Annotated in this window: 25 protein-coding genes; 15 read left to right on the top strand and 10 right to left on the bottom strand. The window is 67.0% G+C overall.

The window, feature by feature from the left end:
- Positions 1–29: 29 nt before the first annotated feature.
- The 3 genes from ACFW6D_RS19010 to ACFW6D_RS19000 are packed head-to-tail and all read left to right on the top strand — an operon-like array spanning position 30 to position 2,177.
- Positions 30–761 carry an ABC transporter ATP-binding protein gene (locus ACFW6D_RS19010; RefSeq protein ID WP_379235391.1) on the top strand — a complete coding sequence of 244 codons (732 nt, stop codon included), beginning with the start codon at positions 30–32 and terminating at the stop codon, positions 759–761.
- Positions 758–1,519 carry an ABC transporter permease gene (locus tag ACFW6D_RS19005; RefSeq protein WP_379329800.1) on the top strand — a complete coding sequence of 254 codons (762 nt, stop codon included), beginning with the start codon at positions 758–760 and terminating at the stop codon, positions 1,517–1,519. Before ACFW6D_RS19010 ends, ACFW6D_RS19005 begins: the two co-directional genes overlap by 4 nt.
- Before the next feature lie 22 nt (positions 1,520–1,541).
- Positions 1,542–2,177 (top strand): TetR family transcriptional regulator, encoded by a 636-nt coding sequence (locus ACFW6D_RS19000; protein WP_379329798.1) that lies wholly within the window; start codon positions 1,542–1,544, stop codon positions 2,175–2,177.
- Between the two features lie 29 nt (positions 2,178–2,206).
- Here ACFW6D_RS19000 and ACFW6D_RS18995 read toward each other — a convergent pair whose 3' ends face one another.
- From ACFW6D_RS18995 to ACFW6D_RS18985, 3 genes are read right to left on the bottom strand one after another with little or no spacing between them, the layout of a single operon-like run.
- On the bottom strand, positions 2,207–2,431 hold the full coding sequence (locus ACFW6D_RS18995; RefSeq protein WP_056824282.1) for a Trm112 family protein: 225 nt from the start codon (positions 2,429–2,431) through the stop codon (positions 2,207–2,209).
- 9 nt (positions 2,432–2,440) lie between these two features.
- Positions 2,441–2,878 (bottom strand): GtrA family protein, encoded by a 438-nt coding sequence (locus ACFW6D_RS18990; RefSeq protein ID WP_379329797.1) that lies wholly within the window; start codon positions 2,876–2,878, stop codon positions 2,441–2,443.
- Entirely contained in the window at positions 2,875–5,136 is a 2,262-nt protein-coding gene (locus tag ACFW6D_RS18985) for a hypothetical protein (RefSeq protein WP_379329796.1), read from the bottom strand. Before ACFW6D_RS18985 ends, ACFW6D_RS18990 begins: the two co-directional genes overlap by 4 nt.
- Before the next feature lie 265 nt (positions 5,137–5,401).
- Here ACFW6D_RS18985 and ACFW6D_RS18980 point away from each other — a divergent pair, with 265 nt between their 5' ends.
- Both ACFW6D_RS18980 and rffA read left to right on the top strand, forming a co-directional pair.
- Positions 5,402–6,442, top strand: a complete 1,041-nt coding sequence (locus ACFW6D_RS18980) for a glycosyltransferase (RefSeq protein ID WP_379235431.1) — start codon at positions 5,402–5,404, stop codon at positions 6,440–6,442.
- Positions 6,439–7,575, top strand: coding sequence for a dTDP-4-amino-4,6-dideoxygalactose transaminase (gene rffA / locus ACFW6D_RS18975; RefSeq protein ID WP_379329795.1), 1,137 nt, complete (start codon positions 6,439–6,441; stop codon positions 7,573–7,575). Before ACFW6D_RS18980 ends, rffA begins: the two co-directional genes overlap by 4 nt.
- A 222-nt stretch (positions 7,576–7,797) precedes the next feature.
- On the opposite strand, the gene ACFW6D_RS18970 is transcribed toward rffA, so the two are convergent.
- Positions 7,798–10,755, bottom strand: a complete 2,958-nt coding sequence (locus ACFW6D_RS18970; RefSeq protein WP_379329794.1) for an AMP-binding protein — start codon at positions 10,753–10,755, stop codon at positions 7,798–7,800.
- Positions 10,756–10,967: 212 nt separating this feature from the next.
- Between ACFW6D_RS18970 and idi the strand changes: the two genes are divergently transcribed.
- Together idi and ACFW6D_RS18960 are read left to right on the top strand one after the other, a co-directional pair.
- Complete coding sequence (gene idi, locus ACFW6D_RS18965) at positions 10,968–11,516, top strand: isopentenyl-diphosphate Delta-isomerase (protein WP_379329792.1); 549 nt, start codon at positions 10,968–10,970, stop codon at positions 11,514–11,516.
- 192 nt (positions 11,517–11,708) lie between these two features.
- Complete coding sequence (locus ACFW6D_RS18960; RefSeq protein WP_379329790.1) at positions 11,709–12,062, top strand: hypothetical protein; 354 nt, start codon at positions 11,709–11,711, stop codon at positions 12,060–12,062.
- Positions 12,063–12,069: 7 nt separating this feature from the next.
- Here ACFW6D_RS18960 and ACFW6D_RS18955 read toward each other — a convergent pair whose 3' ends face one another.
- The 3 genes from ACFW6D_RS18955 to ACFW6D_RS18945 form a co-directional block, all read right to left on the bottom strand.
- Entirely contained in the window at positions 12,070–12,798 is a 729-nt protein-coding gene (locus ACFW6D_RS18955; RefSeq protein WP_379329788.1) for an aspartate/glutamate racemase family protein, read from the bottom strand.
- Positions 12,798–14,285 carry an NCS1 family nucleobase:cation symporter-1 gene (locus ACFW6D_RS18950; protein WP_379329786.1) on the bottom strand — a complete coding sequence of 496 codons (1,488 nt, stop codon included), beginning with the start codon at positions 14,283–14,285 and terminating at the stop codon, positions 12,798–12,800. Before ACFW6D_RS18950 ends, ACFW6D_RS18955 begins: the two co-directional genes overlap by 1 nt.
- Before the next feature lie 84 nt (positions 14,286–14,369).
- Positions 14,370–15,092: a GntR family transcriptional regulator gene (locus ACFW6D_RS18945; RefSeq protein WP_379329784.1), complete on the bottom strand. Its 723-nt coding sequence runs from the start codon at positions 15,090–15,092 to the stop codon at positions 14,370–14,372.
- Positions 15,093–15,198: 106 nt separating this feature from the next.
- On the opposite strand from ACFW6D_RS18945, the gene ACFW6D_RS18940 reads away from it, so the two are divergent.
- The gene (locus tag ACFW6D_RS18940; protein ID WP_379329782.1) at positions 15,199–16,371 is read left to right on the top strand and encodes a serine hydrolase domain-containing protein; all 1,173 of its coding nucleotides are present in this window, start codon (positions 15,199–15,201) and stop codon (positions 16,369–16,371) included.
- Positions 16,372–16,531: 160 nt separating this feature from the next.
- Positions 16,532–17,761 (top strand): threonine ammonia-lyase, encoded by a 1,230-nt coding sequence (gene ilvA / locus ACFW6D_RS18935; protein ID WP_379329780.1) that lies wholly within the window; start codon positions 16,532–16,534, stop codon positions 17,759–17,761.
- 18 nt (positions 17,762–17,779) lie between these two features.
- Here ilvA and argH read toward each other — a convergent pair whose 3' ends face one another.
- Both argH and ACFW6D_RS18925 read right to left on the bottom strand, forming a co-directional pair.
- Positions 17,780–19,198: an argininosuccinate lyase gene (argH, locus tag ACFW6D_RS18930; RefSeq protein WP_379329778.1), complete on the bottom strand. Its 1,419-nt coding sequence runs from the start codon at positions 19,196–19,198 to the stop codon at positions 17,780–17,782.
- A gap of 143 nt (positions 19,199–19,341) precedes the next feature.
- Positions 19,342–20,538 (bottom strand): argininosuccinate synthase, encoded by a 1,197-nt coding sequence (locus ACFW6D_RS18925; RefSeq protein WP_379235360.1) that lies wholly within the window; start codon positions 20,536–20,538, stop codon positions 19,342–19,344.
- 229 nt (positions 20,539–20,767) lie between these two features.
- On the opposite strand from ACFW6D_RS18925, the gene ACFW6D_RS18920 reads away from it, so the two are divergent.
- The 5 genes from ACFW6D_RS18920 (at position 20,768) to ACFW6D_RS18900 (ending at position 23,041) form a co-directional block, all read left to right on the top strand.
- Positions 20,768–20,908, top strand: a complete 141-nt coding sequence (locus tag ACFW6D_RS18920; protein ID WP_379235358.1) for a hypothetical protein — start codon at positions 20,768–20,770, stop codon at positions 20,906–20,908.
- A 28-nt stretch (positions 20,909–20,936) separates the two neighbouring features.
- Positions 20,937–21,068 (top strand): hypothetical protein, encoded by a 132-nt coding sequence (locus tag ACFW6D_RS18915; RefSeq protein ID WP_379235356.1) that lies wholly within the window; start codon positions 20,937–20,939, stop codon positions 21,066–21,068.
- Positions 21,069–21,130: 62 nt separating this feature from the next.
- On the top strand, positions 21,131–21,283 hold the full coding sequence (locus ACFW6D_RS18910; protein WP_379329776.1) for a hypothetical protein: 153 nt from the start codon (positions 21,131–21,133) through the stop codon (positions 21,281–21,283).
- Between the two features lie 63 nt (positions 21,284–21,346).
- Complete coding sequence (locus ACFW6D_RS18905; RefSeq protein ID WP_379329774.1) at positions 21,347–22,147, top strand: aldose 1-epimerase; 801 nt, start codon at positions 21,347–21,349, stop codon at positions 22,145–22,147.
- A gap of 99 nt (positions 22,148–22,246) precedes the next feature.
- Complete coding sequence (locus ACFW6D_RS18900; protein ID WP_379329772.1) at positions 22,247–23,041, top strand: DUF4184 family protein; 795 nt, start codon at positions 22,247–22,249, stop codon at positions 23,039–23,041.
- Here the strand turns inward: ACFW6D_RS18900 and ACFW6D_RS18895 are convergent.
- Positions 22,925–24,340 (bottom strand): MFS transporter, encoded by a 1,416-nt coding sequence (locus ACFW6D_RS18895; protein ID WP_379329770.1) that lies wholly within the window; start codon positions 24,338–24,340, stop codon positions 22,925–22,927. The genes ACFW6D_RS18900 and ACFW6D_RS18895 overlap by 117 nt on opposite strands.
- Positions 24,341–24,466: 126 nt before the next feature.
- Here ACFW6D_RS18895 and ACFW6D_RS18890 point away from each other — a divergent pair, with 126 nt between their 5' ends.
- A complete protein-coding gene (locus tag ACFW6D_RS18890; protein WP_379329769.1) occupies positions 24,467–25,030 on the top strand; it encodes a TetR/AcrR family transcriptional regulator in 564 nt (187 codons plus the stop codon).
- Positions 25,031–25,076 lie beyond the last annotated feature (46 nt).

Raw genomic sequence — 25,076 nt, 5'->3', positions numbered from 1 at the left:
AATTCAACACTCGATGAATTGAGGCGACCATGTCGCACACAGCACCTACGCTCGCCGTCCAGGTCGAGGATCTGGTCGTCAAGCGGGGAAAGCGCCCTGTTCTCCATGGCTTGACCCTGGATATCCCCCGCGGCTCGATCACCGGACTACTCGGCCCGTCGGGCTGCGGAAAGACCACCCTGCTGCGCAGCATCGTGGGCACCCAGCTGGTGGAGTCGGGCATCGTCACCGTGCTCGGGGAGCCGGCCGGTAGCGCGGGGCTGCGCCGCCGGGTCGGTTACGTCACCCAGGCGCCGAGCATCTACTCCGACATCAGCGTCCGCGACAATGTCGCCTACTACGCCGCGCTCTACGGACGTGAGCGCGCCGATACCGAATCCGCGCTCACCGCAGTCGGTTTGGCCGATCACGCGGATCAGCTCGGCGATCAACTCTCGGGCGGGCAGAAGACCAGGGCGTCACTGGCTTGCGCACTCGTCGGCAAGCCCGAACTGCTGGTACTCGACGAACCGACGGTCGGCCTCGATCCGGTTCTGCGGGTGGAATTGTGGAAGCAGTTTCACGAATTGGCCGCGGCGGGAACGACTTTGCTGGTGTCGAGTCACGTGATGGACGAGGCCGAGCACTGCGACAAGCTGCTGCTGATGCGCGAGGGCGCACTACTCGCCCAGCTCAGCCCCGACGAACTGCGCGAGCGCACCGACGAACAGAACCTCGAGGCCGCTTTCCTGACCTTGATCACGATGGGAGAGCACGCATGACCACCTTGCGCCCCTATACCGCCACCACCGCCCGGATTCTTCGGCAACTCCGCAACGACCACCGCACCGTGGCGATGATCCTGGTGGTTCCGGCCCTGCTGATGACCCTGCTGTACTTCATCTACCAGGACGCACCGCGCGCCCCGCACTCCCCACTCACCATGTTCGACCGCGTCGGCATCACGATGCTCGGCATCCTGCCGTTCATCGTGATGTTCCTGATCACCGCGATCGCGATGCAGCGCGAACGCACCTCGGGCACCCTCGAGCGGCTGCTCACCACCCCGTTGAGCAAGGTCGATCTGCTCGCCGGTTACGGCAGCGCGTTCTCCCTGGCCGCCGGTGCCCAGGCCGCCGTCGCCTGCGTGGTCGCGTTCTGGCTGCTCGGGCTCGATGCCGCGGGTAGTCCCGGTTGGGTGTTGCTGATCGCGATGGTCGACGCGGTGTGCGGGGTCGGGCTCGGTCTGCTGGCGAGCGCATTCGCACGCACCGAGTTCCAGGCCGTGCAGTTCATGCCGGTGATCGTGGCGCCGCAGATCTTCCTGTGCGGGCTGCTGGTTCCGCGTGACCGGCTACCCGGCTGGCTCGAGGCGATCAGCAATGTGATGCCGTTGAGTTACGCGGTGGACGCGCTGCAGCAGGTGTCGGTTCACGCGGAGCCGACGGGCGCGATGTGGCGCGATATCGCGGTCGTCGCCGGGTTCGCGGTGGTGGCACTTGGCCTCGCCGCGGCTACTCTGCGTCGACGCACTCCGTAGGCCCACGACGAGAGGATCACCCATGAGTTACGGCGAATCCGGTTCGAGCACAGCGAAATCCGGACGCACCGGGCGCAGGCCCGGCAACGCCGACACCAAGGTGGCGATTCTCGACGCGGCCCGGGTCCGGTTCGCGGGCGCCGGGTTCGACAAGACCTCGATCCGCGCGATCGCGGCCGATGCCGATGTCGACCCGGCGCTCGTGCACCACTACTTCGGCAACAAGCAGCAACTGTTCGCGGCTGCGGTGGACTTCCCGGTCGACCCGGACGCAACGCTCGGGGCGGTCGACGCCGCACCACTCGACGAGCTGGGGCGCACCATCGTGCGCGCGGTCGTGACGGTGTGGGACTCCCCCGCCGGGCCCGGCATCGTGGCGATGGTGCGCAGCATCTTCGCCGGTGGCGACCAGAATCTCGCACGCTCGTTCCTGCTCCAGGTGGTGCTGGAACGGGTGCGGGCGCGCATCGCCACCCCGGACGACGACGGGCGGGCCAGGGTCTCGCTGGCCGCGTCGCAGATGGTGGGGGTGCTGACCGCCCGCAAGATCATCTCGCTGGAACCGTTGGCGTCGATGCCGATCGATGCGGTGGTCGATGCCGTGGGGCCGGTGATCCAGCGCTATCTGACCGGCGAGATCGACACGGACAGTTGGTGATTCACCGCGCGCAGACACCCGCGGGTTCGTCAGGATTCGGCGACGAAGAATTCGTGTTCGGCGGCGGTGACGTCGCGGGCCTCGTCGATCAGCAGCACCGGGATGCCGTTGTCGATCGGGTAGGCGCGGCGCAGCCGGGGGTTGTAGAGCACGCTCACATCGGCTTCGGTGCGCACCAGCTGCAGCGGGCCCTTGTCCTGGGGGCAGGCCAGCAGGCCGAGCAGGGTTGCGTCGATGGTGGATTCGTGCGCCATGTCCCTAACCTACCGCGCCCGGCGGAACGAGATGTAGCGGTGTCCGAAGAAGCTGAGTACCGCGACCAGACCCATCACGATCACCGAGGCGGGGGCGGCCAGGAAGCCGAGGCCGGTGACCGCGAGTTCGACGAGGATCACGTTGAGCACGAGCCCGCCCGCGTTCACCCCGCAGAAGGCCAGAAAATCGCGCACGAGATGGCCGTGCACGCGAAACACCAGAGTGCGATGCAGGACGAACGCCACGATCGTGCTGACCGCGTACGCCGCGACGACAGCGAGACCTGGCCTGCCGTCACCGAGCACGTGTAGCCAGAACACGACAAGTGCCATGCCGAGCAGGGTGTTGAACCCGCCGACGATCGCGAACGCCAGCTCCTGACGTTTCACGATCCGCAGCAGCGGGCCCGGTGTCTCGAGCACGCCACCCGCCGCCTCGGTCGTCATCGCGCCTTCGCTAGGGCGTCGTCGGAGTCGAGCGACTCGACCGCCGGGGCGCCCTGCTCCTCCTCGGGCTTTCGTCCGCGCACATACAGCCACTGGAACACCGCGAGGCCGAGCAGTCCGAGGCCGATCGCGGCGCCGCCGATCTTCCAGCCCGGCGGCCGCCAGGTCAGCTCGAGATCGCCGTTCTTCGTTCCGGCCGGAATGTCGACGGCGACGAAACTCTTCGCGACGACCTTGAACGGAATGTCCTTGCCGTCGAGGCTCACCCGGTACCCCGGCCAACCGAGCCGCGCGAACACCACGCTGCCGCCGGTCTCGGAGCTCACGGTAACCCGGCTCGTCGTATCGCTTTCCGACGTCGAGACCGCGGTGGTGTTCTGGACCGCAGAGACCCGGCCGTTGCGGGTGGAGATCAGCCCGTCCTCACGTTCGAGGACCGAGATGTAGTTCTCGTGGCCTGGGTAGTCGACCCACTTCCAACCGGCCGGTGCGGGCTCGGTGCGAGCGGCCGGGTAGAGCGCGCGCTGCAGGACGACCCGGTCGATGTTCATCAGGTCGACGACCGTTTTACCGGTCGACGGCTCGACCGCGAACGCGCGGCGGTAGGCGTCGGGGCACACGCTGGTGTCCCAGCGCATGCAGAGCATGTCGCCGAACCAGAAGTGGCCGTTCGGGGTGTAGCCGCTGACGTAGGTGCGCTCGATGTCCTTGGCGTAGTTGCCGAACACCAGCGAGCCGTAGGCGCCGTCGAGGGTGCGCTCGCCTGGCTGGATCAGGGCGCGATCGCCGAGCTGCAGCGTGGTTCCCGCGAACTCCGGGAACGCAGCGCGCGCCGCGGCCCGGTCGCTGGGCAGGTTCCAGCTCATCGGCGTCGGTTGCGCCCGCTCCACCTGGACGTAGGCGATCGGGGCCACCGCGATGATCGCCAGCGCGACCGCCGCCGAGACGCCCTTGTTCACCGCGAGCCACACCAGCGCGGCCCCGAGCGCGGCGATGGCCAGCGCGGCGATCACGTGCGCGATCCAGTTGTGCGGGTCGGCGGAGAACGACCGCACCCACAGCAGCCCGATCAGCACAGCCGCCGCGATCCCGCGCGCACGCCAGTCCTTGAAGGTCGCGAACCGACCGAGCAGCACACATACCAGCACCAGCAGGCCGAGCGCCACCATCGGCAGCACGCGAGCGGGCCAGCGCAGCGGGCCGATCGTGCCGGGACCGGCGGTCCACATCAGCACCGCGATCGCGAACAGGCCGATCCCGGAGAGCTCGCGCCAGGCCGCGCGCGCCTTGCCCCAGTCGATGAACGCCAGAGCCGGAATCAGGAACCAGGCGATGTAGACGACCGGCATCGGCTGCACGTATCCCCACCACGAGGTGAAGGCGGGCAGCGTCGAGGGCAGGCTCGCGTTCAGCGACTCCGACCACGGCACGGTGAGGAACTGGTCGTTGTTGATCTGGGCGGTGCCACGCCAGGTCACCTTCGCCGAGAGCATGCTCGGCAGATAGGTCGCCGCCCCCGCGAGCGCCGCCAGACCGGCCACCATCAGCAGCTTCAGTGACGGCCGCCAGGTGCGCTGGTAGATCAGCTCACCGACCGCGACCGTGGCGATCATCAGCCCTGCCTCGACGGCCGGGAAAACGTACTGCACCGAAATCGCCAGGTAGAGATACACGAACACCGAAATCGGCCCGCAGTACCCGATTCGCCCGCTCGGGCGCCCTGCGTGGTCACGCTCCGCTACCGCCTCCGGGCGCTGACCGAGCAGGCGGGGACCACGCGCATACCGCACTCCCGACGCCCATGCATGCACCATCCACGCGGTGCCGGTGAACGCCGTCATCCAGCTGGCCTCGTCGAAGAACAGCAGCCACCCGGTGAACGGAATCGACACACCGGCCAGCGCCGCCCACTGCACGCGCGAGCCGTAGGCCAGGCAGACCCGGTAGACGCCGAGGCCGAGGATGATCGCGAAGATCAGCTTCACCACGGTCGCGTACAACACCAGGTTGTCCACCGAGGGCGCGATCAGATCGATCAGCAGCTGCGGCGGATTCAGCAGGCCCGCTTCCTCGATGGCGTAGTTCCCGGCCATCCAGTGCTCGGGCACCATCACCGGCAGATCGCCGTTACGCAGCCGGTTGCCGAGCATCACCCACAGCGGGACATACTGGGATTCGGTGTCGTCGGTATAGAAGTGCCGAACGTTGGCGAGCAGAACCGCGCCATAGCCCGCGATCACTCCGAGGGAGGTGATCAAGCCCCAGATATAGACGGAACGTCGGGACGGGGTTCTACTTTCCACCACGAGGACCAGACCCTACAGGCACACGCTCCGACTGGCACCGTCGCACAGTGGGATCGCTTCCACCGACGGGTCACACCCCGGTGTTAAAGTGCGCACACTGTTGGGTCAATACTTCCGATTCACCGAAAGTCCGCCGATGCCGATTCCGTCCGCACCTTTGTCCAGGCCTGGCACCGTCGTGCGTGCGGGCGCGCCCGAGCGCAACGGGTCGAGTCCGGTGCACTCGGTGTCAGTGGTCGTTCCGGTGTATCGGGGTGAGGACACGATCGCCGCGCTGGTCGCGGAGCTCGAAGGGTTGACCGGCCCGAGCACGACAGCGGCGGGTGCGCGGTTCGCCGTCGAGGAGATCATCCTCGTGCACGACAACGGCCCCGACCGTTCCGATGTCGTCCTGCAGGAATTGGAAGGCTCCTACCCGCAGGTGCGCGCGGTCTGGTTGAGCCGCAATTTCGGGCAGGACGCGGCCACAATCGCCGGGATGGCCGCAGCGCAGGGCGACTGGATCGTCACGATGGACGAGGACGGTCAGCACGACCCCGCGTTCATCGCCGACTTCCTCGACGCGGCGCTGGCTTCGCGCGCTGACCTGGTCTATTCGAAGCCGTCCAACACCCGTCCGCACGGTTTCCTGCGCAATCTCACCTCGCGCGGCGCCAAGATCGTGCTCGCGACGGTGTTCGCGTTCCCGGATTCGACGCGATTCGAGAGCTTCCGGTTGATCCGCGGTGACATCGGCCGTCAGCTCGCCGAGGTCGCGGCCAACGGGGTGTACCTGGACGTGGCGCTCACCTGGGTGGTCGGCAATGCGGTGTCGGTGCCGGTGGTGCTGCGCGCGGAAGGCCGTGACGAATCCGGTTACAACTATCGGCGCCTGTTCTCGCTGTTCTGGAAGATGGTGCTGTGCAGCGGCACGCGCGGTCTGCGCCTGGTGAGCATGCTCGGTGTCACCCTCGCGCTGGCCGGGGTGATCATGGCCGCGGTCGTCATCGTGCAGGCGCTGACGCAGGACAACCACGATCCCGAGGGTTGGGCGTCGATCATCGTCGTGATGCTGCTGTGCTCGGGCGCGATGCTGTTCTCGCTCGGTTTGATCGCCGAGTATCTCGGTGTCGCGCTGCACATCCTGGTCGGCAAGCCGCTGTACCTCACCGTGCAGACCCCGACGCCGCGCCCGGATACGATGCACGCGCCGGCCGTCAACCATCGAGTCGACGCCGCGGTCCCGGCAGCCGCGACGGAGAAGGGTCAGCACGAGTGAGCGACCGCATCATCTTCAGCAGGCCGTTCCGCGCTGCCGCTGAGCGCCCCAACCTGATGGCCGTGCTCGATTCCGATCACAGTCACGGCGACGGTCAGTTCACCAGGTCGGCGACCGCGAAGATCAAAGCCATCACCGGCGCCGATCACGCGCTGCTCACGACCTCGTGCACGCACGCGCTCGAACTGGGCGCACTGCTGCTGGAACTGGGCCCCGACGACGAGGTGATCGTCCCCAGCTTCGCCTTCACCTCCGCGGCCACCTCGATGGCGCTGCGCGGTTCGACCTGTGTGTTCGTCGATATCGACGAGTCCACCGGCAATATCGACCCCGCTGCCGCGGCCGCCGCGATCACCGACCGCACCAAGGCCATCGTGGTGATGCACTACGGCGGTGTGGCCGCCGACATGGAGCCGCTGCTCGCGCTCGCCGCCCAGCACGGTGTGGCGATCATCGAGGACAACGCGCACGGCCTCGGCGGAACCTGGCGTGGTCGCCAACTCGGCACGATCGGCACCCTCGGCACGCAGAGTTTCCACGACACCAAGAACGTGCACTGCGGTGAAGGTGGCGCGCTGCTGCTCTCGGACGAGATCCTGATGGGTCGCGCCGAGATCATGCGGGAGAAGGGCACCGACCGCGCCCGCTTCCTGCGCGGCCAGGTCGACAAGTACTCCTGGCAGGACATCGGCTCGAGCTACCTGCCCAGCGAACTCAACGCCGCCGTGCTCGACGCCCAGCTCGCCGAGTTCGACACCATCCAGGCCAACCGCCACCGCGTATGGGACACCTACGCGGCCGCGCTCCCCGACTGGGCCTCGCGCAACGACGTTCGCCCCATGACGGTGCCCGCCGACGCAGGCCACACCGCGCACCTGTTCTACCTGCGCATGCCCACCGAGGACAGCCGCGACGGCATCATCGCCCACCTCGCCGAACGCGGCATCGTCGCGCCGTTCCACTACATTCCGCTGGATTCGAGCCCGGCCGGCCTCAAGTACGGCCGCACCCCGGTCCCGTGCACGCGGTCGGCGAACTTCTCGGCGACGATCGTGCGACTGCCGCTGTGGCCGTTGCTCAGCGAGGGTCAGCTCACCCGCGTGGTCGACGCGGTCACCGCGTACCAGGTGTAATCGCCGTCGGACCGAGCCCGAAAAGCACTGCGGCACAATCGCTTCGACCCCTACGAAGCAGGCTGCCGCAATATCGGGCTTCGACTTGCGACCGAAACTCACTGCCGCGCAGACGATTCGAACTGACGCACAGCCAATGCACGAACAAGGCCGCCCGGGTCACCGGGCGGCCTTGTTGTGCGCGTTGGGCCCGCGGCCGAGTTCGCCTGCCGGGGCCGCGGGTCAGCTGCCGCCGAACAACGTCGCCGCTGCCGCGTCGGTGAGCACCTCGTATGCCTCGGTTTCCCGGTTGTAGATCCAGGTACCCGGTCCGGCCTTGGGCAGGCCCGCGGCCTGGACCGCGGGCGCCGACGGACGGAAGCTGGAACTGCGCGGGATCTCGTCGACGACATAGACCAGGTCGGGGCGCTGACTACGTTCCAGCCCGCGCATCGCCTCGGTGACATCGCCGGGTTCGATCCGGAAACCGTGCCGCACGCTCAGCGCGGCCGCCGCGATGACGCCCGCCGGAGTCTTGAGCCCGAAGGCCACCTCCATGTCGACCGGCGTGATGTCGTTGAGCATGTCCACGATCGGCTGGGTGAACACCGGCCCGCGCGCGGTGCGGATCACCGTGTCGCGCCGGTCGACCAGCCAGTAGTCACCGTCGCTGTCACGCCGGAACAGGTTCTCCGTCGGCCACCACGCGTCGCCGGCCCGAAACACCCCGCGCAGCCCACCGTCGGAGATGTCGCCACCGTCGACGGCCTTGCCGAGCAGTAGTCCGGGTTCGTTGTCGGCGCAGCGGCGGGCGAAGCCGTCGTCACCGACGAGGATCTGCTCGCTGATCGGGTCGTAGGCAACCAGTTCGACCTTCGCGGTGCCGGGAACGGGCCTGCCCTTCGACCCGATCTTGGCACCGGTGACATTGGCCAGCACCACGTCACCGTCGATCGAGGCGTAGAACTCGAGCACCCTGGCCGGGGCGAACTGCTCGACGGTGCGCCGCCACAGCCCGGCGGGCATACCGGAGCCGATGAACAGCCGGATCGGGTGGTTGTGGCCGACGGGGAAGACCTTGGCGTCGAGCAGGTCGCGCAGCATCGTCCAGGTGTAGGTGACGACGGTGACGCCGTACCGGTGCACCTCTTCGGCGAAGCGGCCCGGATCCATGTCCCTCGGCCTGGCCAGCGCGATCCGGCTGCCACCGGCGATGGCCCCACCGAGACTCACCAGCAGTCCGGACGAATGGTGCAGTGGCGCAAGGCAGTACACAGTGTCACGCCGGTCGAGGTCGGCCGCGCTCGCGGTGCCGAACGCCGACAGCGCCCAGCGATGGTTGGTGATGTACTTCGCCTCCAGGCGCTCACCCGAGCCGAGCACGAGCACGAACGCCAGTTCGCGCGCCAGACCGGGGTTCGGCCGGTACCAGGCGGGCACCCGGACTTCGGCCGGATCGATCTGCTCGAGGTCGATCACCCGGTCACTGACAGGCACCGCGAGCTGGCGCGAGCCACCACCGCCGAGTACGAGTACCCTGGCCGCGGTCGCGGCAGCGGTGCGCAGGTTCTCCGGGTCGGTGATCAGCGTCTGCACACCGGTCAGCTCGATTGCCCGGTCGAGTTCGGCACCGGGCGCGAGCAGCACCGCGACGGCACCGATCCGTGACAGCGCGGCGACCGAGGCCAGTGCGCTCGGACGCGTTTCCATCATCACGCCGACCCGCATCGCGGGCCGGATTCCGACGGAGATCAGGCCGCGCACCACATTGTCGACACGCACCTCGACGGCGGCGTTGGTGTGCACCCGGTCGTCGAACAGCACCAGGTCCTTCTGCGGCGCGCGGTCGGCGTGCTCGCTGAGCAGTTTGCCGAGGGAGATTCGGGTGTGCGGCTGGATCATTCCGAGCCGTGCGAGCCGGGGCAGCGCACGCGCGGCCTCGCCCGCCATTTCGATAGATCCACGAATCGTGTTGCCCGCGATGCCTTCCAGTACCTTACCGACACCGGCACCCGCCTCGGCCAGGCCCGCGGCGGTGTGCACCATCCGGGTGGCGGTGGTGCGCGGCGCGCTGTTCGCGACGTGCTCTTGCATGGGCACGATCTGCTCGGGCAGGGTGGCGCTGCCGTCCATCCACGCGATCCAGTCGCGCACCATCGGCCAGGTGTGATTGGTCGCCGTCGATCCGGCGACGAGACCGAAATGGCCTGCTACCAAACTGGCTTCGTACACCTCGGCATTGGGCGCGGCCCGCACGATGCCGCGCACCGCGGCGGGCTGACCGATGTCGTCGACCTCGCCGACAAACGCCAGGATCGGGCACTTCAGCTCGGCCAGCGAAACCGGATGATCACGAATCACGAAGCCGCCGAGCATCATCCGGTTATGGGCGACGAACTGCTTGAGCAGATCGGCCACCGCCGGACCCGAATACCCCACCCAGCCATCGCTGTTGAGGAAGCGACGCTGACGTTCCTTGGGCAGCAGCGCTTCCCGGTCGTGCAACTGCAGCAGGAAGTCGATGCGCGACTTGGCGGTCTTCACCGGGTCGAGCATCTGGAAGCCGATCCGCACCATCGACTCGGTGATCGGCAGCCGGTGCATCACATGGTCGGCCAGGAAGTCGGCGACCTCGGAGACCACGCCGTAGGGCAGCCCGAACGGCATACCGTTGACGATGTCGACGGGGCTACCGAAGGTGACGATGGAGGCCACGCCTTTGCCGTAGCGGTAGGCGGTGCTCTGGTAGGCGAACATGCCGCCCTGCGAGTACCCCATCAGGTGCAGCTGCGCGCCGGTGGCCTCGCAGACGGTGTCGATGGCGGAGTTCACCGCGAGCACGTGGTCGGCCAGATCACGTTCCCAGCCACCCTCTTCCGTGGCGGGTGAGCCGAAATCGATGACCCAGCAGTCGATTCCGCTGGCGTGCAGGATGCCGACCGCACCGCCCGCCGCGTTGACGTCCCAGATGTCGGCGTTCACCATCAACGGCGGCACCAACAGCGCCACCGGACGACCGGGCGTCGTATCGTCGGGGAAATAGTGCCGCAGCCGATACATGCGTCTGCGTTCGACGACCTCGAAGGGCGAGGACTCGACGTCGTGTGACAACCCGCCGAAGCGGATCACCTCCAGCCCGTTCTGCGCGGTAGCCAGCAACCGCTGCACCGAACCGACCACACCTTTTGGACTGATATCCACCGTTCCCACCTGGCCCTACCTGCTCATAGTGACACACCTCACACACCCCGATGTGCTCATATGAGCTTGCCACATCGGAGCTCCATTATGTGTCGGCTGTGACAGGCCGCATGTTCTCGCGATTCACCTCACACCTCCCCGCTCAGCGACCGATCACCTTGATGTGGGCGCTCTCTCGAACGGTTCGCGAACGGCGTCGATAAGGTGGCACGGTGACCGAGAAGCTGGCCGACCGCGAAACCATGCTCGTCGAGTTGGTCGACGACTCCGGCACGGCGATCGGAGCATCCTCGGTGGCCGATGCCCATCGGCCACCAGGCACGCTCCACCGCGCCTTCTCCGTGCTGCTGTTCGACCGGCGCGGTCACGTGCTGCTCCAGCAGCGCGCCGCGGTGAAAACCCGGTTCCCGCTGCAGTGGGCCAACACCTGCTGCGGGCACCCGACGCCCGGTCAGCCTGCCACCGAGGCCGCAGGCATCCGGTTGGGCGAGGAGTTCGGAATGACGGCCGAACTCACCGAGGTCGACGCGTTCACCTACCGCGCGGGCGACGAGACGACCGGACGTGTCGAATACGAATACGACCACGTGCTGATCGGCGAGGTCGGCGACCTTCCCCCGCGGCCGGACCCGGCCGAGATCGCCTGCTGGGCATGGATCTCCCCCACGACCCTGCGCGCCGATATGACCGAGAACCCCGCCAAATACACGCCATGGCTGGCCGAGGTACTCGCGATAGCCACCGCCGCGCACCGCCCCTGACCTCGCCGTCCTTGCCGTCTCTTTCTTTTCGCTCTCCCCCTTACGCACCTACCGAATAGATGCGCATATCTATATTTGCCGATGTGTTCGACTTCCTTGGGGAACTCACAGGCTCACCACAGTCGGCGAACAGGCCGCCCGGCGAAGCTGGATACCGAACGGTTCGCACGACGGTGAGTGAGGGTGATAGCGATGGTCGAGGTCGAGATCAATGACGACACGGTGACGGTCAATGTGCTCGGTGGGCATCGCCTGCTCGCCCTGCGCCAGCAGGTCGTGATCGACCGCGCCGCGATCACCGAGATCGCCACCGCCGAGGTGGACCTGCGGCCACCGTGGGTCCGCGCCCCCGGCACCTTCATCCCGGGCGTGATCGCCGCCGGTGTCTACCGCGGTAAGGGCCGGAAAGAGTTCTGGGACACCACCTTCGGCGGCAGCGCGGTCCGAATCGACCTGGACGGCCCCGATTTCACCCGCCTGGTCGTCGATGTCGACGATCTCCACGCGGTGCTGAATGCGCTCAACAGCGAAACCGCGGGCGTCTGAACCACACTCACGACCCGAACGATTCCAGTAGTCCCGAATAGGTCTTCGGCGGCGGCGTCGCGAACTCTCCCCTACCGGACTTGCGGAGTCCCATCGTCACCAGCGATTGCGCGGTCAGCGTCGCCGCCGCGACCCCGTCGATCACCGGCACTCCGACTTCGTCGCGAATGTGTGCGCACAGATCGGCCATGCCGGCGCAGCCGAGCACCACAGCGTCGGACCCGTCCTGCGCGACCGCCGTCCGGCACGCCTCGGTGACGATCTTGCGCGCGTCCGGATCGGTGTCGAGCGCGAGCACCGGAATCTCACATGCGTGGATCCCTCGGCAGAACCGTTGCATCCCATAGCGTTCCGCCAGATCCGCCGCCCGGCCGATAGTGCGTCCGAGCGTCGTGACGACGCTGAATCCGCGACCGAGATGACTCGCGGTGTGCATCGCCGCCTCGGCGATCCCGATCACCGGGCCCTTCGCGAGTTCGCGCGCTGCGTCCAAGCCGGGATCACCGAAACAGGCGATGACGTACCCGTCCACGCCCTCGGACTCCCCCTGCCGGATCGCGGCGAGCAGCCCGGGAACGCTCATCGCCTCGTCGTAGTGACTCTCGATCGAGGCGGGCCCGATCTCGGAGGTGACCGCGTCGAGCAGTGTGCCCCGGCCTGCGACGGCCAGCGCACACTGCTCGATCAGCTCGGTCATCGCCCGGGTGGTGTTCGGGTTGACGACCCGGATGTGCATCAGGCACCGACCTCCATGGCAGCGGCCGTGCGCTTCGCGCCGGTCAGCAGATAGTAGAGAACGAAACCGACGCCGCAGCCGATGAACCAGCTGTACTGGGCGGCGGTGTGCATGCCGGGCAGACTGTTGGCCAGCACGGGGAACACCGCGATCGCGGCGGCGACGGCGGTCGCGATGATCGCGGCGGGGTGATAGCCCTTCGTGTAGTAGTAGGTCCCCCGCTCCGACATCGTGAACAGGTCGTCGACGATCACCTTCTGCTTACGCACCAGGTAGTAATCGCAGATCAGTACGCCGAACAGCGGTCCGATGAAGGCGCCGAGCACCTCGAGGGTGTAGTGGATGACGTCGGGATTGTTGTACAGATTCCACGGTGTGATCAGCACCGATCCGACCGCCGCGATCATGCCGCCCGCCCGCCAGCTGATCCGCTGCGGATCCACATTCGAGAAATCGAATGCCGGTGAGATAAAATTGGCGACGATATTGATGCCGATGGTGGCAATGGTGAACGTGAGCGCGCCGAGCACGATCGCGAAAGTCGAATCGATTCTGGCGACGGTGGCGACCGGATCGGTGATGAGTTCGCCGTACACCGGCAATGTCAGCGACGCGGTGACCACGACCAGCACCGAGAAGACCAGAAAGTTCACCGGCAGCCCGAGGAAGTTTCCTTTCTTCACCGCGGCGAAACTCTTGCCGTATCGGGAGAAGTCGCCGAAGTTGAGCATCGGCCCGGAGAAGTACGACACGACCAAGGCGATTGCGCCAAGCATGACCGGTACCGACGACCAGCCGGTGTATTTCACCTCGCCCAGATTCAGATCGATGGCGCTCCAACCTGCCTTCGCGATGAGATAACCACAGAGCAGAAACATCACGACATACACCGCGGGACCACAGAAGTCGATGAACTTGCGGATCGATTCCATACCGCGCCAGAACACACAGGCCTGCAGCACCCACAGCAGCAGGAAGCTCCCCCAGCCGAGCATCGACAGCCCGGCGAAACCGTAGTCCGCGGTCACCGCATAGGGCGCGAGATCCGGGAACAGTTTGATCAGCACAATATCTAATGCCGCAGAAGCCAGGAATGTCTGAATTCCGTACCACGCGACCGCGATCAACCCGCGGATGATCGCGGGTACATTGGCGCCGAGCACACCGAAAGTGGTGCGACAGATCACGGGATAGGGCACCCCGGTCACCTGGCTCGGTTTGGCGACCAGATTGCAGAAGAAGTAGACGATGCCGATGCCGACGAGCAGCGCGACGAGCACCTGCCAACTGGCCAGGCCGAGCGCGAAAAGGCTTCCCGCGGTGACATATCCACCGACACTGTGCACGTCCGACATCCAGAAGGCGAAGATGTTGTAGGACGTCCAGGTCTGGTTTTTCAGGGGCGCCAGGTCATCGTTGGTCAGGCGCGGATCGTAGGGCGGCTCACCGACGGGTGTGCCCGTATGCGGTGTGAGTGTATCGGTCATGGTGCATCCGATCGGTGGGGGTGAATCAGCTGCACCGACCGTAGGTTTCAGCCATTGCCCGACCGTTTCCCGACGATTTCCCAGCTATTGCACGACAGATATATCCTCGGGCGCGAGCAGGCCCGTGTCGGTGGGCAGTGTGGCGATGACAGCTTCGAGCCGACGATGATGTTCTTCCGCGGCACCGAGCAGCCGCTCGACATCGCGGTCCAGGAATGCCTCGAGCATCAGAATGTGGTCGGTGTGCAGGCATTCGCGGTCGTGGCGCTCGATGTGCACCATCGACTGCACCGGCTCGGTGACATTCCACGCCGTTTCGAGCATGTGCAGCAGCCGGAACATGCGCGAGGGTCGCGTCATCGCGACGTGGAAGTGGCGCGACTGGCGCTGATAGGTCTCGGGATCGTCGTCGAGGATCGCGCGTTCGAGCAGCTCGTTGATCCTGAGGAGTTCGTCGCGGTCCGCCGTCTCGGCATTGGCGACCGCGGCGGCGAGCGAGGCCGACTCCAAAGTGTCTCGCACGATGTACATTTCGCGCAGTTCGGCGGCGGTCAACTGCGCGACGGCGTAGACGCGCTGCTGCCGGTGAGTGACCAGCCCCTCCCCGATCAGCGTCTTGAGCGCCTCACGCACCGGGATGTGGCTCACCCCGAACAGCTCGGCCACTTCACGCAACGGGATCACAGTGCCCGGCGGCACGGCACCGTCGAGGATCACCCGGCGCAGTTCGCCGAGGATCACTTGCGGTCGGCCTGGCTCATCGACCACAAGCCTTGCGAGCAGCGCCGATCGTCGTCTCGGGGGCATGCAGACAGGCTATGGACGGTGTATTGCGTGCGAACTGCTCGATGTGACAGTTGGGAAACGATCACCGTACCGACCGGTCGCCAGTGTGTGATGGCATGCTCGAGCGATGGGAGTTTCGACAGCGCAATCGGTGGATCGCCGTTTCGTCCGCTTGGTCACCGTCTTCGATCACCTGTTCCGCAAGCCCTCGCACGGCGGTGGCGCGCTGTGTGTGTATCTGCACGGCGAGCCGGTGGTCGATGTGTGGGCGGGATACGCGAGTCCGGGTGTGCCGTGGACGGCGGAGTCGGTGGCGCTGGGTTTCTCCACCGGAAAAGGCGTGGCCTCCACGGTGATTCACCAGTTGGCCGACCGTGGCCAACTCGACTACGACAGCCCTGTCGCCGAGTACTGGCCGGAGTTCGCGGCGGCGGGCAAGGCCGAGATCACCGTGCGCGATGTGCTCACCCACCGAGCCGGCCTGCATCGTTTGCGCGGTCTGCTGCCCGGTCCGATCGAGAGTTTCCTCGACGACAAGGCCGTCACCGAGGCGTTGGGCGCGGCAACGCCCGATCCACGGCACAAGATCACCAGCGGCTATCACGGAATCAGCTACGGGCACTTGGCCGCCGAGATCGTGCAACGGGTCACGGGCCGTGATTTCGTCGATGTCGTTCGCACCGAACTCGCCGAACCCCTTGGCGCCGAAGAACTCTGGTTCCGGGTGCCGCGCGACCAACGCCATCGCATCGCCACCACCTTCCCGCGCCTGCGTGCCGCGGGCATGGACTGGGACACCGGCTCCGACTTGCTGACCCGGACCCGCTTCGCCGCCGCCGCGGAGACGACGCCGCGCGGTTTCGCCGACCTGATCGTCGACGAGCGCGTGCACGATTCGGTCATGCCCGGTGTGAACGGTGTGTTCTCCGCCCGCGCACTGGCCCGCGTCTACGCGGCCCTGGCCAACGGCGGCCAACTCGACGGCACCCGCATCCTCTCCCCCGACTCGATCCCCCGCTTCGCTGCCCGGCAAGTCTTCACCCCTGACTATGTCCTGGCATTTCGAATCCCCTGGGCGATGGGCTTCCACGGCGTCCCGATGAAACCGTCCAAGGCCGACCCGATCTCCGCCTTCGGCCATTTCGGCCTCGGCGGCTCCGGAGCCTTCGCCGACCCCGAAACGGGCTTGTCCCTAGCCTTCGTCACCAACCGCCTCGGCGGCAAACTCACTCCCCTCGGCGACGCCCGCCTCACCCGCCTCAGCACCATCGCCCACAACATCGCCAAGCAGAGCCCTTAACTGGACAGTCGATCATCAGGTCATGGTGGCGGCATCGCCCGAGAAGGACTCTGCACAGAAGCCTGGTGATCACATGTCCAGAAGGACGTCCGTCGCCGAACCGCACATGTTCGCGCCCCAACAGGTGGATCCACCCGTTCCCGGGGCGGAGCCTGGCACTATGTGGCGGATGGAGACCGTGGGACTGGAGCAGATCGAGGCCGCCGCCGCACTGTTGGCACCGGTGATTCGGCGAACGCCGACCGTGGGGTCGCGGGTGCTGTCGGAGCGGGCCGGAACGCAGGTGCTGCTCAAATGCGAGAACTTGCAGCGGACCGGGTCGTTCAAGCCGCGCGGGGCCTACAACCGGATCGCGAATCTGCCCGCGGCGGATCGGGCGCGGGGCGTGGTGGCGGCCAGTGCGGGCAATCACGCGCAGGGAGTGGCGTGGGCGGCGAGTGAGCTCGGGATCGCCTCGACGGTGTTCATGCCGGTCGGGGCATCACTGCCGAAGCTGGTCGCCACGCGCGCCTATGGCGCCGAGGTGCATCAGGTGGGCGACACGATCGACGAATCCTTGGTCGCCGCAGTGGAATTCGCCGAGCGAACCGGGGCGACTCTGATCCACCCCTTCGACCATCCCGACATCGTCGCAGGTCAGGCAACGGTCGCACTCGAGATACTCGAGCAGGTTCCCGATGTGGGCACGGTTATCGTGCCGACCGGCGGCGGCGGGTTGCTCGCGGGTGTGGCGGTGGCCTTGCACGCGCTGGCGCCGTCTGTGCGGGTGATCGGCGTGCAGGCGGCCGAGGCGGCGGCGTGGCCGGATTCGCTCGCCGCGGGCACACCTGTTCGGGTGGCCCGCATGTCGACGATGGCCGACGGCATCGCGGTCGGGCTGCCCGGCGCGGTTCCGTTCGCCCATGTGGCGGAGCTGGTGTCGGAGATCGTCACCGTCGACGAGGACGCACTGTCGAGGGCGTTGCTGCTGTGTCTGGAACGAGCCAAGCTGATCGTCGAACCCGCGGGTGCGGCCGGTGTCGCGGCCCTGCTCACCTCCGCCCTGCACGACCTGCCCGGCCCGGTGGTGATCGTGCTGTCCGGCGGCAATATCGACCCGCTGCTGCTGACTCGGGTCATCGGCCACGGTCTCGCCGCCGCGGGCCGCTACATGGCCATGCGCGTCACCATCGACGACCGCCCCGGTGCGCTGTCCGCGCTGTTGGCCGTGATCGGCCGGGCCGGCGCGAGTGTGGTCGACGTCGTGCATTCGCGGACGGGTCCATGGCTGGCTGCCGACGAAGTAGAGGTGTCGCTCACCGTGGAAACGCGGGGCGCCACCCACCGCGACGAGGTGCTGTACGCGCTGCGCGATGCCGGCTTCCGAGTCCGCGCCGACCCCGAGAACTAGCCCGGTCGACGAACGCCTTCAGCCCAGCCAGGCGCGGGCGTCGTCGGCGGTTTTGCGGACCTCGTCGAGTTGTTCGGCCACGCGCACACCGGCGGTGCCGCCGCGGGCGTTGCGGGAGGCGATCGAGCCCTGAACCGTGAGGACTTCGCGCACACCGGCGGTCAGTGCCGGGTCGACGGCGGCGAATTCCTCGTCGGTCAGTTCGTCGAGACCGACGCCACGCGCCTCGGCCACCCGCACGCACGCACCGGCCGCTTCGTGGGCGACGCGGAACGGAACACCTTGGCGCACCATCCATTCCGCGATGTCGGTGGCGAGAGTGAAACCGGCAGGGGCCAATTCGGCCATCCGGTCGGTGTGGAAGGTGAGAGTGCCGACCAGGCCGGCGATGGCGGGGAGCAGCAGTTCGAGTTGAGCGACGGAATCGAAGACCGGCTCTTTGTCTTCCTGCAGGTCCCGGTTGTACGCCAGCGGTTGGGCTTTCAGTGTGGCGAGCAGGCCGGTCAGGTTGCCGATCAGGCGGCCCGCCTTGCCGCGGGTGAGCTCGGAGACGTCGGGGTTCTTCTTCTGCGGCATGATCGACGAGCCGGTGGACCAGGCGTCGGCGAGGGTGACGTAGCCGAATTCCGGTGTGCTCCAGATGATGACCTCTTCGGCCATCCGGCTCAGGTCGACGCCGATCATGGCCAGCACGAACGCGGCTTCGGCGGCGAAGTCCCGCGAGGAGGTGGCGTCGATCGAATTGGCCGCGGCGGCATCGAAATTCAGCTCCGCGGCGATCTGCTCAGGATCCAGTCCCAGCGAGGAACCGGCCAGCGCGCCCGAACCGTACGGCGAGATGGCGGCGCGCTTGTCGAAGTCGCGCAGGCGTTCCAGATCGCGCAGCAGGGGGTGCGCGTGGGCGAGCAGGTGATGCGAGAGGAGCACCGGCTGTGCCGCCTGCAGGTGGGTCTTGCCCGGCATCACCGCATCCGGGTGCGCGGCGGCCTGGGCGACGAGCGCGTCGACCACGTCGAGCACCCCGGCGGCAACCCGACGCACACCGTCGCGCAGCCACATCCGGAACAGCGTCGCCACCTGGTCGTTGCGCGACCGGCCGGCCCGCAACCGGCCACCGAGCTCGGTGCCGACCCGCTCGATCAGCCCACGCTCGAGCGCACCGTGCACATCCTCGTCGGAATCGGCGGGCCCGTAGGCACCCGACGCGACGTCGGCGGCGAGCGCGTCCAAACCGGCCAGCATGGCGGGCAGGTCATCGTCGGCGAGCAGCCCGGCCTTGTGCAGCACGCGGGCATGCGCCTTGGAGGCGCGAATGTCGTATGGAGCCAGCACCCAGTCGAAATGCGTCGACTTGCTCAGCGCCGCCATCGCCTCGGCAGGCCCGGACGCGAATCGCCCACCCCAGAGCGCACCTTCGTTGGTTCCGACGTGGGTCATCGCGGGTGTCTCCTCCGGGTTGTGTCGGGGTGGGGATCCAGGCATCCGGCGGCGCGGTGCCCGTTAGAAAATGTGCCCGTAAAAATACCGGCCGATCCGTGGGGACCGGCCGGTATCGAGCCTACGGTGTGAGCTCGCTACTCCTAGCCGAGGTCGCGGCGGGCGGCGACCTTCGAGGACAGGCCGTGGATCTGGACGAAGCCCTTGGCCAGCGACTGGTCGAAGGTGTCGCCCTCGTCGTAGGTGGCCAGGTTGAAGTCGTAGAGCGACTGCTCCGAGCGACGGCCGTTGACCACCGCGGAGCCACCGTGCAGCACCATCCGAATGTCGCCGGTGACGGTCTGCTGGGTGTCGGTGATGAACGCGTCGAGCGCCCGCTTGAGCGGGGAGTACCACAGGCCGTCGTAGGCCAGCTCGCCCCAGCGCTGCTCGACCTGCCGCTTGTAGCGGGCCAGTTCACGCTCGATCGTGACGGCTTCGAGGGCCTGGTGCGCGGTGATCAGCGCGATGGCACCCGGTGCCTCGTAGATCTCGCGGCTCTTGATGCCGACGAGACGGTCTTCGACCATGTCGAGACGGCCGACACCCTGGCGACCGGCACGGGTGTTCATCTCCTCGATGGCCTGCAGCACCGAGACGGGCTTGCCGTCGATGGCGACCGGCACACCCTTCTCGAAGCTGATGATGACCTCGTCGGGCGCTTCGAAGTTCACCGTCGGGTCGGCGGTGTAGTCGTAGACGTCCTTGGTCGGCGCGTTCCACAGGTCCTCGAGGAACCCGGTCTCGACCGCGCGGCCCCACACGTTCTGGTCGATGGAGAACGGCGACTTCTTGGTGACGTTGATCGGGAGCTTGTTCTCCTCCGCGAACGCGATGGCCTTCTCACGGGTCCAGGCGTAGTCGCGAACCGGCGCGATCACCTCGAGGTCGGGCGCGAGCGCGCCGATGCCGACCTCGAAGCGGACCTGGTCGTTGCCCTTGCCGGTGCAGCCGTGCGAGACGGTGGTGGCGTTGTGGAACTTCGCGGCCTCGACGAGGTGCTTGACGATCAGCGGACGGCTGATGGCCGAGACGAGCGGGTACTGGCCCTGGTACATGGCGTTGGCCTGGATGGTGGGCAGGCAGTACTCGTCGGCGAACTCGTCGCGCGCGTCGACCACGATGGCCTCCACGGCGCCGCAGTTCAGCGCTCGCTGGCGGATCGCTTCCATGTCCTCGCCGCCCTGGCCGAGGTCGATGGCGACGGCCACCACCTCGGAACCGGTCTCCTTCGCGATCCAGCTGATGGCGACGGAGGTGTCAAGCCCACCGGAGTAGGCGAGTACGACGCGATCGGACATGTCTGTTGTGCTCCTCGAAGTGGGGTCTTCCTTCGGCTCACGCCGTTGCTACAAATGATTATGCACGATGATGCAATCTCATTCATAACCGGGGGTTGCGAGCCCGGGCCGAAATCACCGATACGGCCGATTACCTGCGAAGACACTATCGCGCACCTTGGCGAGTACGCTCGGCTGTGAGACGCTGGTCACAGCGGATAGCCACCGGGTCGGGACCGAAGGAGCCATCATGCAGTCGCTACGTGATTTCGCCAACCAGAACTACGACCTGATCGCCACAGTGGTCGTCGGCCTGGGAGACCTCGGCCTGACCGTTGCCAAGGCGGTCATCGAGCTCAGCACGCCACTACTCCAGGGCTTCTTCGCCTGACCCGCCGCATCGACACCAGGAGCACATCATGGACGACGCCCTCCAGTACCTGTCCGACAACTACGACGCCATCGCCAACCTCGGGCTCTACGCCGTCGGCACCGTACTCGAGCTCACCAACCCGCTGACGATGCTGATCCTGAACTTCCTCGCCTCCTGATCCTTCGCGTGTGGCACGCTGGGAGAGCACTATTCGGCTCGCCAGACGTGAGGACGAACAAGATGCTCCATTACATCGCGCAGGAATTCTCGACGCTCGGCAACGGTGTTCTCGATGTCGGCAGGGCCGTCGTCGCGCTGGTCCAGGACATCATCGACATCGCCACACCGAACAACGGTGGCGGTGCGGGCGGCGGCCAGTACCCGTTCAACTGAGCCGCCGCTTTTTTCGGCGTGGACTGCCGCCCGTGATCGATTTGCGCCGCTAGTGTGCGAACGATGACCGACACTGTGCGGCTCGACGCAGGTTCCGCGGCGCTCACCATCGCCCCCGACGACGGCGGCGCGATCCACAGTCTCACCGTCGACGGCACCGAACTGCTCCGGCAGGATCCGGGAACCGGCTGTTTCGTCATGGCGCCGTGGGCCGGTCGGCTCGGCTACGGCGAACTGACCGTCGGCGATCACACGTATCGGATGCCGATCAACAATCCCCCGCACAGCATTCACGGCACCGCCCGTGACGGCGCGTGGGAGGTGGTCGCGACCTCGCCGACCGAGGCGACGATCCGGCACCGCCTCACCGATCCGTGGCCGTTCGCGGGTACCGTCACCCAGACGTTCACCCTCACCGATTCCGGCCTCACCCTGGCCATGCGCATCACCACCGACCACGACCCCTTCCCCGCCCAGGGTGGCTGGCATCCGTGGTTCCTGCGCGAAGTCCCCCCGGCGACCGGGCCGGTGCGACTCGACTTCGATCCGGCGTGGCAGTACGAACGCGGCGACGACTACCTGCCCACCGGCCGCAAAATCGTCCCCACCCCACCACCATGGGACGACTGCTTCGGCATGCCGAACGGTGTCCTCGCCCGCCTCACCTGGCCCGGCTTCCTGGAATTCACCATCACCAGCCCGGTCCACGACGTAGTCGTCTGGACGCTGCCCCAGGAATCGCTCTCGGTGGAGGCCCAGTCCGGCCCACCCAACGGCCTACAGACCGATCCCCGGATGGTCACCCCCGATTCGCCCCTCGACGTCCGCGTCGACTGGACATGGCAACGGTTGTCGCAGGGTTGACTTCGCCTCAGGTCGACCGCGCCGCGTCTTCACCGGTGTCTCCGATGTGAGCCATCGAAGCCTGTTCTCGGCAGCACCGCGACCGTTTACGGTGAGCACGTGCCGATCACGTTCGCCCACCCGGTCGCGGTGCTGCCGTTTGCCCGGCGTTTCCCGCTGCCGGCTCTCGTCGCCGGGGCCGTCGCCCCCGATGTCGCCTACTACCTCCCCATTCCCCTGTCCGGCACCGTAACCCACTCGGTTCTCGGAGTTCTGTGGTGGGACGTCCTGATCGGTCTCGTGTTGCTTCTTGCCTTCCGGCTCTCGGCGGGACCTGCCTCGATCCTTCTGCCCCCCGGCGCCAGACCTGCTGAGCGGGGGGCGGTTTCGACCGTCGCCGCCGTCATGATCGGCGCGGCGACGCACGTGGTGTGGGATTCCGTCACGCAGACAAACGGTTTCGCCGTTCAACACTGGGAGTTGTTGCGGACCTCGGTCATCGAGCCACACAAGACCTACAACGTTCTCGGCTATCTGTCCTCGCTCGCCGGAACCGCGGTCATCGCCTACCTCCTGGTGCGCCGCACCGCCTTCCCTCGCACGTGTCGGCACCGGGCCGTGGTCGCCGTCCTGCTCGCGGCGCTTGTTGTCGGCGCGGTGCTCGCCGTCGACGATCCGATCACCGAGGCCAGCACCTACGACCTCATCCGGCACACGATCGTCGGCGCGGCCAAGGCGATGATCTACACCTGGGCGCTGTACGCCGCGCTGTGGCACCTCGGTTCGCTGCGAACACGCTCATGCGACCGAACGAACGCTGCGGAAGGTGAGGGCAACCACGAAGGTCAGGGCGGCGATCACGGCGGCCGCGGCGAAGGCCGCCGTCATCCCACCGACCAGGGCGTGGGTGGGTGAACCTCCCGCGTCACGGGCGGCGGTACCGAAGATCGTCACCAGGATGGCGAGACCGAGCGCGCCGCCGGTCTGCTGCATGGTCTGCAGGGCGCCGCCCGCCGCGCCTGCCTCGTCGGGCGAGACCGTGGACATGATGACCACGTTCAACGGGGAGAACGCGAACCCGATGCCGCAACCCATCGTGACCATGGCCACGAACAGCAGCGGGAAGTACGCCGAATCCTCCGAAAGCTGGGTCAGCAGAACGAGTCCGGTGACCATGAAGACGGCGCCGGTGAGCGTTACCGGCTTCGGGCCGAAGCGGGCGAGCAGCCTCGGGACCAGCCGGATCGTCGTGAACATCAGCACCGCCGTCGGCAGGAACGCGAAACCCGTTGCCAGCGAGCTCATTCCCAGCACATCCTGCAGATACTGGGTGAGGAAGAAGAACATCGAGAAGCCCGCCATCGGGCCGAGGAACATGTTCAGATAGGCGGCGGCGCGATTACGGTCGGCGAACAGGTGCAGCGGCAGAAGTGGTTGCGGCGCACGCAGTTCGATCGCGATGAACGCGACGAGCAATGCCACCCCGACCGCGAGCCAGATATCGGTGCCCGCCGACGCCCACCCGTGCGAGGCGGCACTGATGAATCCGTAGACCAGCGCGGCCACACCCGCGGTCGCCGTCACCGCACCGGGCAGGTCGAGCCGGGCGGCGCGGCGCGGCAGATCGGGCAGGTACCGCAGCGCGAAGACCACGATGACCAGGCCGAACGGCACATTGATGAACAGCACCGAGCGCCAGCCGAACCACTCGGTCAACAGCCCACCGACGATCAAACCGATCGCGAAACCGGCGCTCGACATCCCGGAGAACAAGGCGAGCACCCGAATCCGCGCCTTGGGTTCGGTGAACGTGGTCGTCAGCAGCGCAAGGGTATTGGGCCCCGCCATGGCGCCGCCGATGCCCTGCAGCACGCGCGCCGCGAGCAACCACCCCGCCGACGGTGCCAGCCCACCGGCCAGCGAGGCGAGGGTGAACAGCACCACGCCCGCGATGAACATCCGGCGCCTGCCGAACAGATCACCCGCGCGCCCGCCGAGCAGCAGCAGCCCGCCGAAGACGAGTGTGTAGGAGTTCATCACCCACGACAGACCGGTCGCGCTGAACTCCAGGTCGGTCCTGATGTGCGGCAGCGCCACATTCATCACGGTGATATCGAGAATGATCATGAGCTGACAGGTCAGCAAGGTGACCAGGACGATCCGTGGCCGAACCCGGTCTACCTGGTCTTTTTCCGAGAGTGTGGTGGTAGTCAAGAACGCTCCATCAACAAGGAACTCAAACGGAGAGAGTCTCCGTTTATGACAGAGTTAGCATAGGGAGAAAGTCTCCGGTTCCGCAAGACTAAACGGAGACTTCATCCGTTTCCAGTGGAGGATCTCGTGGACGCACCGTCGCGGCCGATGCGCGCCGACGCACGCCGCAATTACGAGCGCATCGTCGACTGCGCCCGCGACGCGTTCGCCGAACACGGCACCGACGCGCCCCTCGACGACATCGCGCGCCGCGCCGGCGTCGGCCCCGGCACGCTGTACCGCCACTTCCCCAGCCGCACCGCGCTGATGGAGGCGGTCTACCGCGCCAATATCGAAACCCTCGCCGCGCGAGCGGCCGCCCTGCGCGAAACCCACACCCCCATCGACGCTTTCGATGCCTGGTTCGGCGAACTGGTCACGTACATTCTCGAAAAGCACGGCCTGGCAACCACTCTCAAGGCCGCCATCGACCGCACCTCGGACACCTTCACCGCCTGCTCCACTCTGCTGGCCGAGGCCGCGAGCAGCGTCCTGACCCCGGTCCAGGAAGCAGGCATCATCCGCCCCGAAGTGAGCCCCCGCGACATCCTGCGCCTCGGCCACGGCATCGGCGCGGGCTGCCAGGCCGCCCCCGCCTCAGCCCCACTCCTCACCGACGTGGCACTGGCGGGTCTACGGACCCGGTCCTAGAAACTCACATGCCAGACTGGTGATTCGCGGCTGGTGTCAGCTGGTG

Source organism: Nocardia sp. NPDC058705, from assembly GCF_042749305.1.
Classification (GTDB): Bacteria; Actinomycetota; Actinomycetes; order Mycobacteriales; family Mycobacteriaceae; genus Nocardia.
This window is presented reverse-complemented; position numbering and strand designations above follow the sequence as displayed.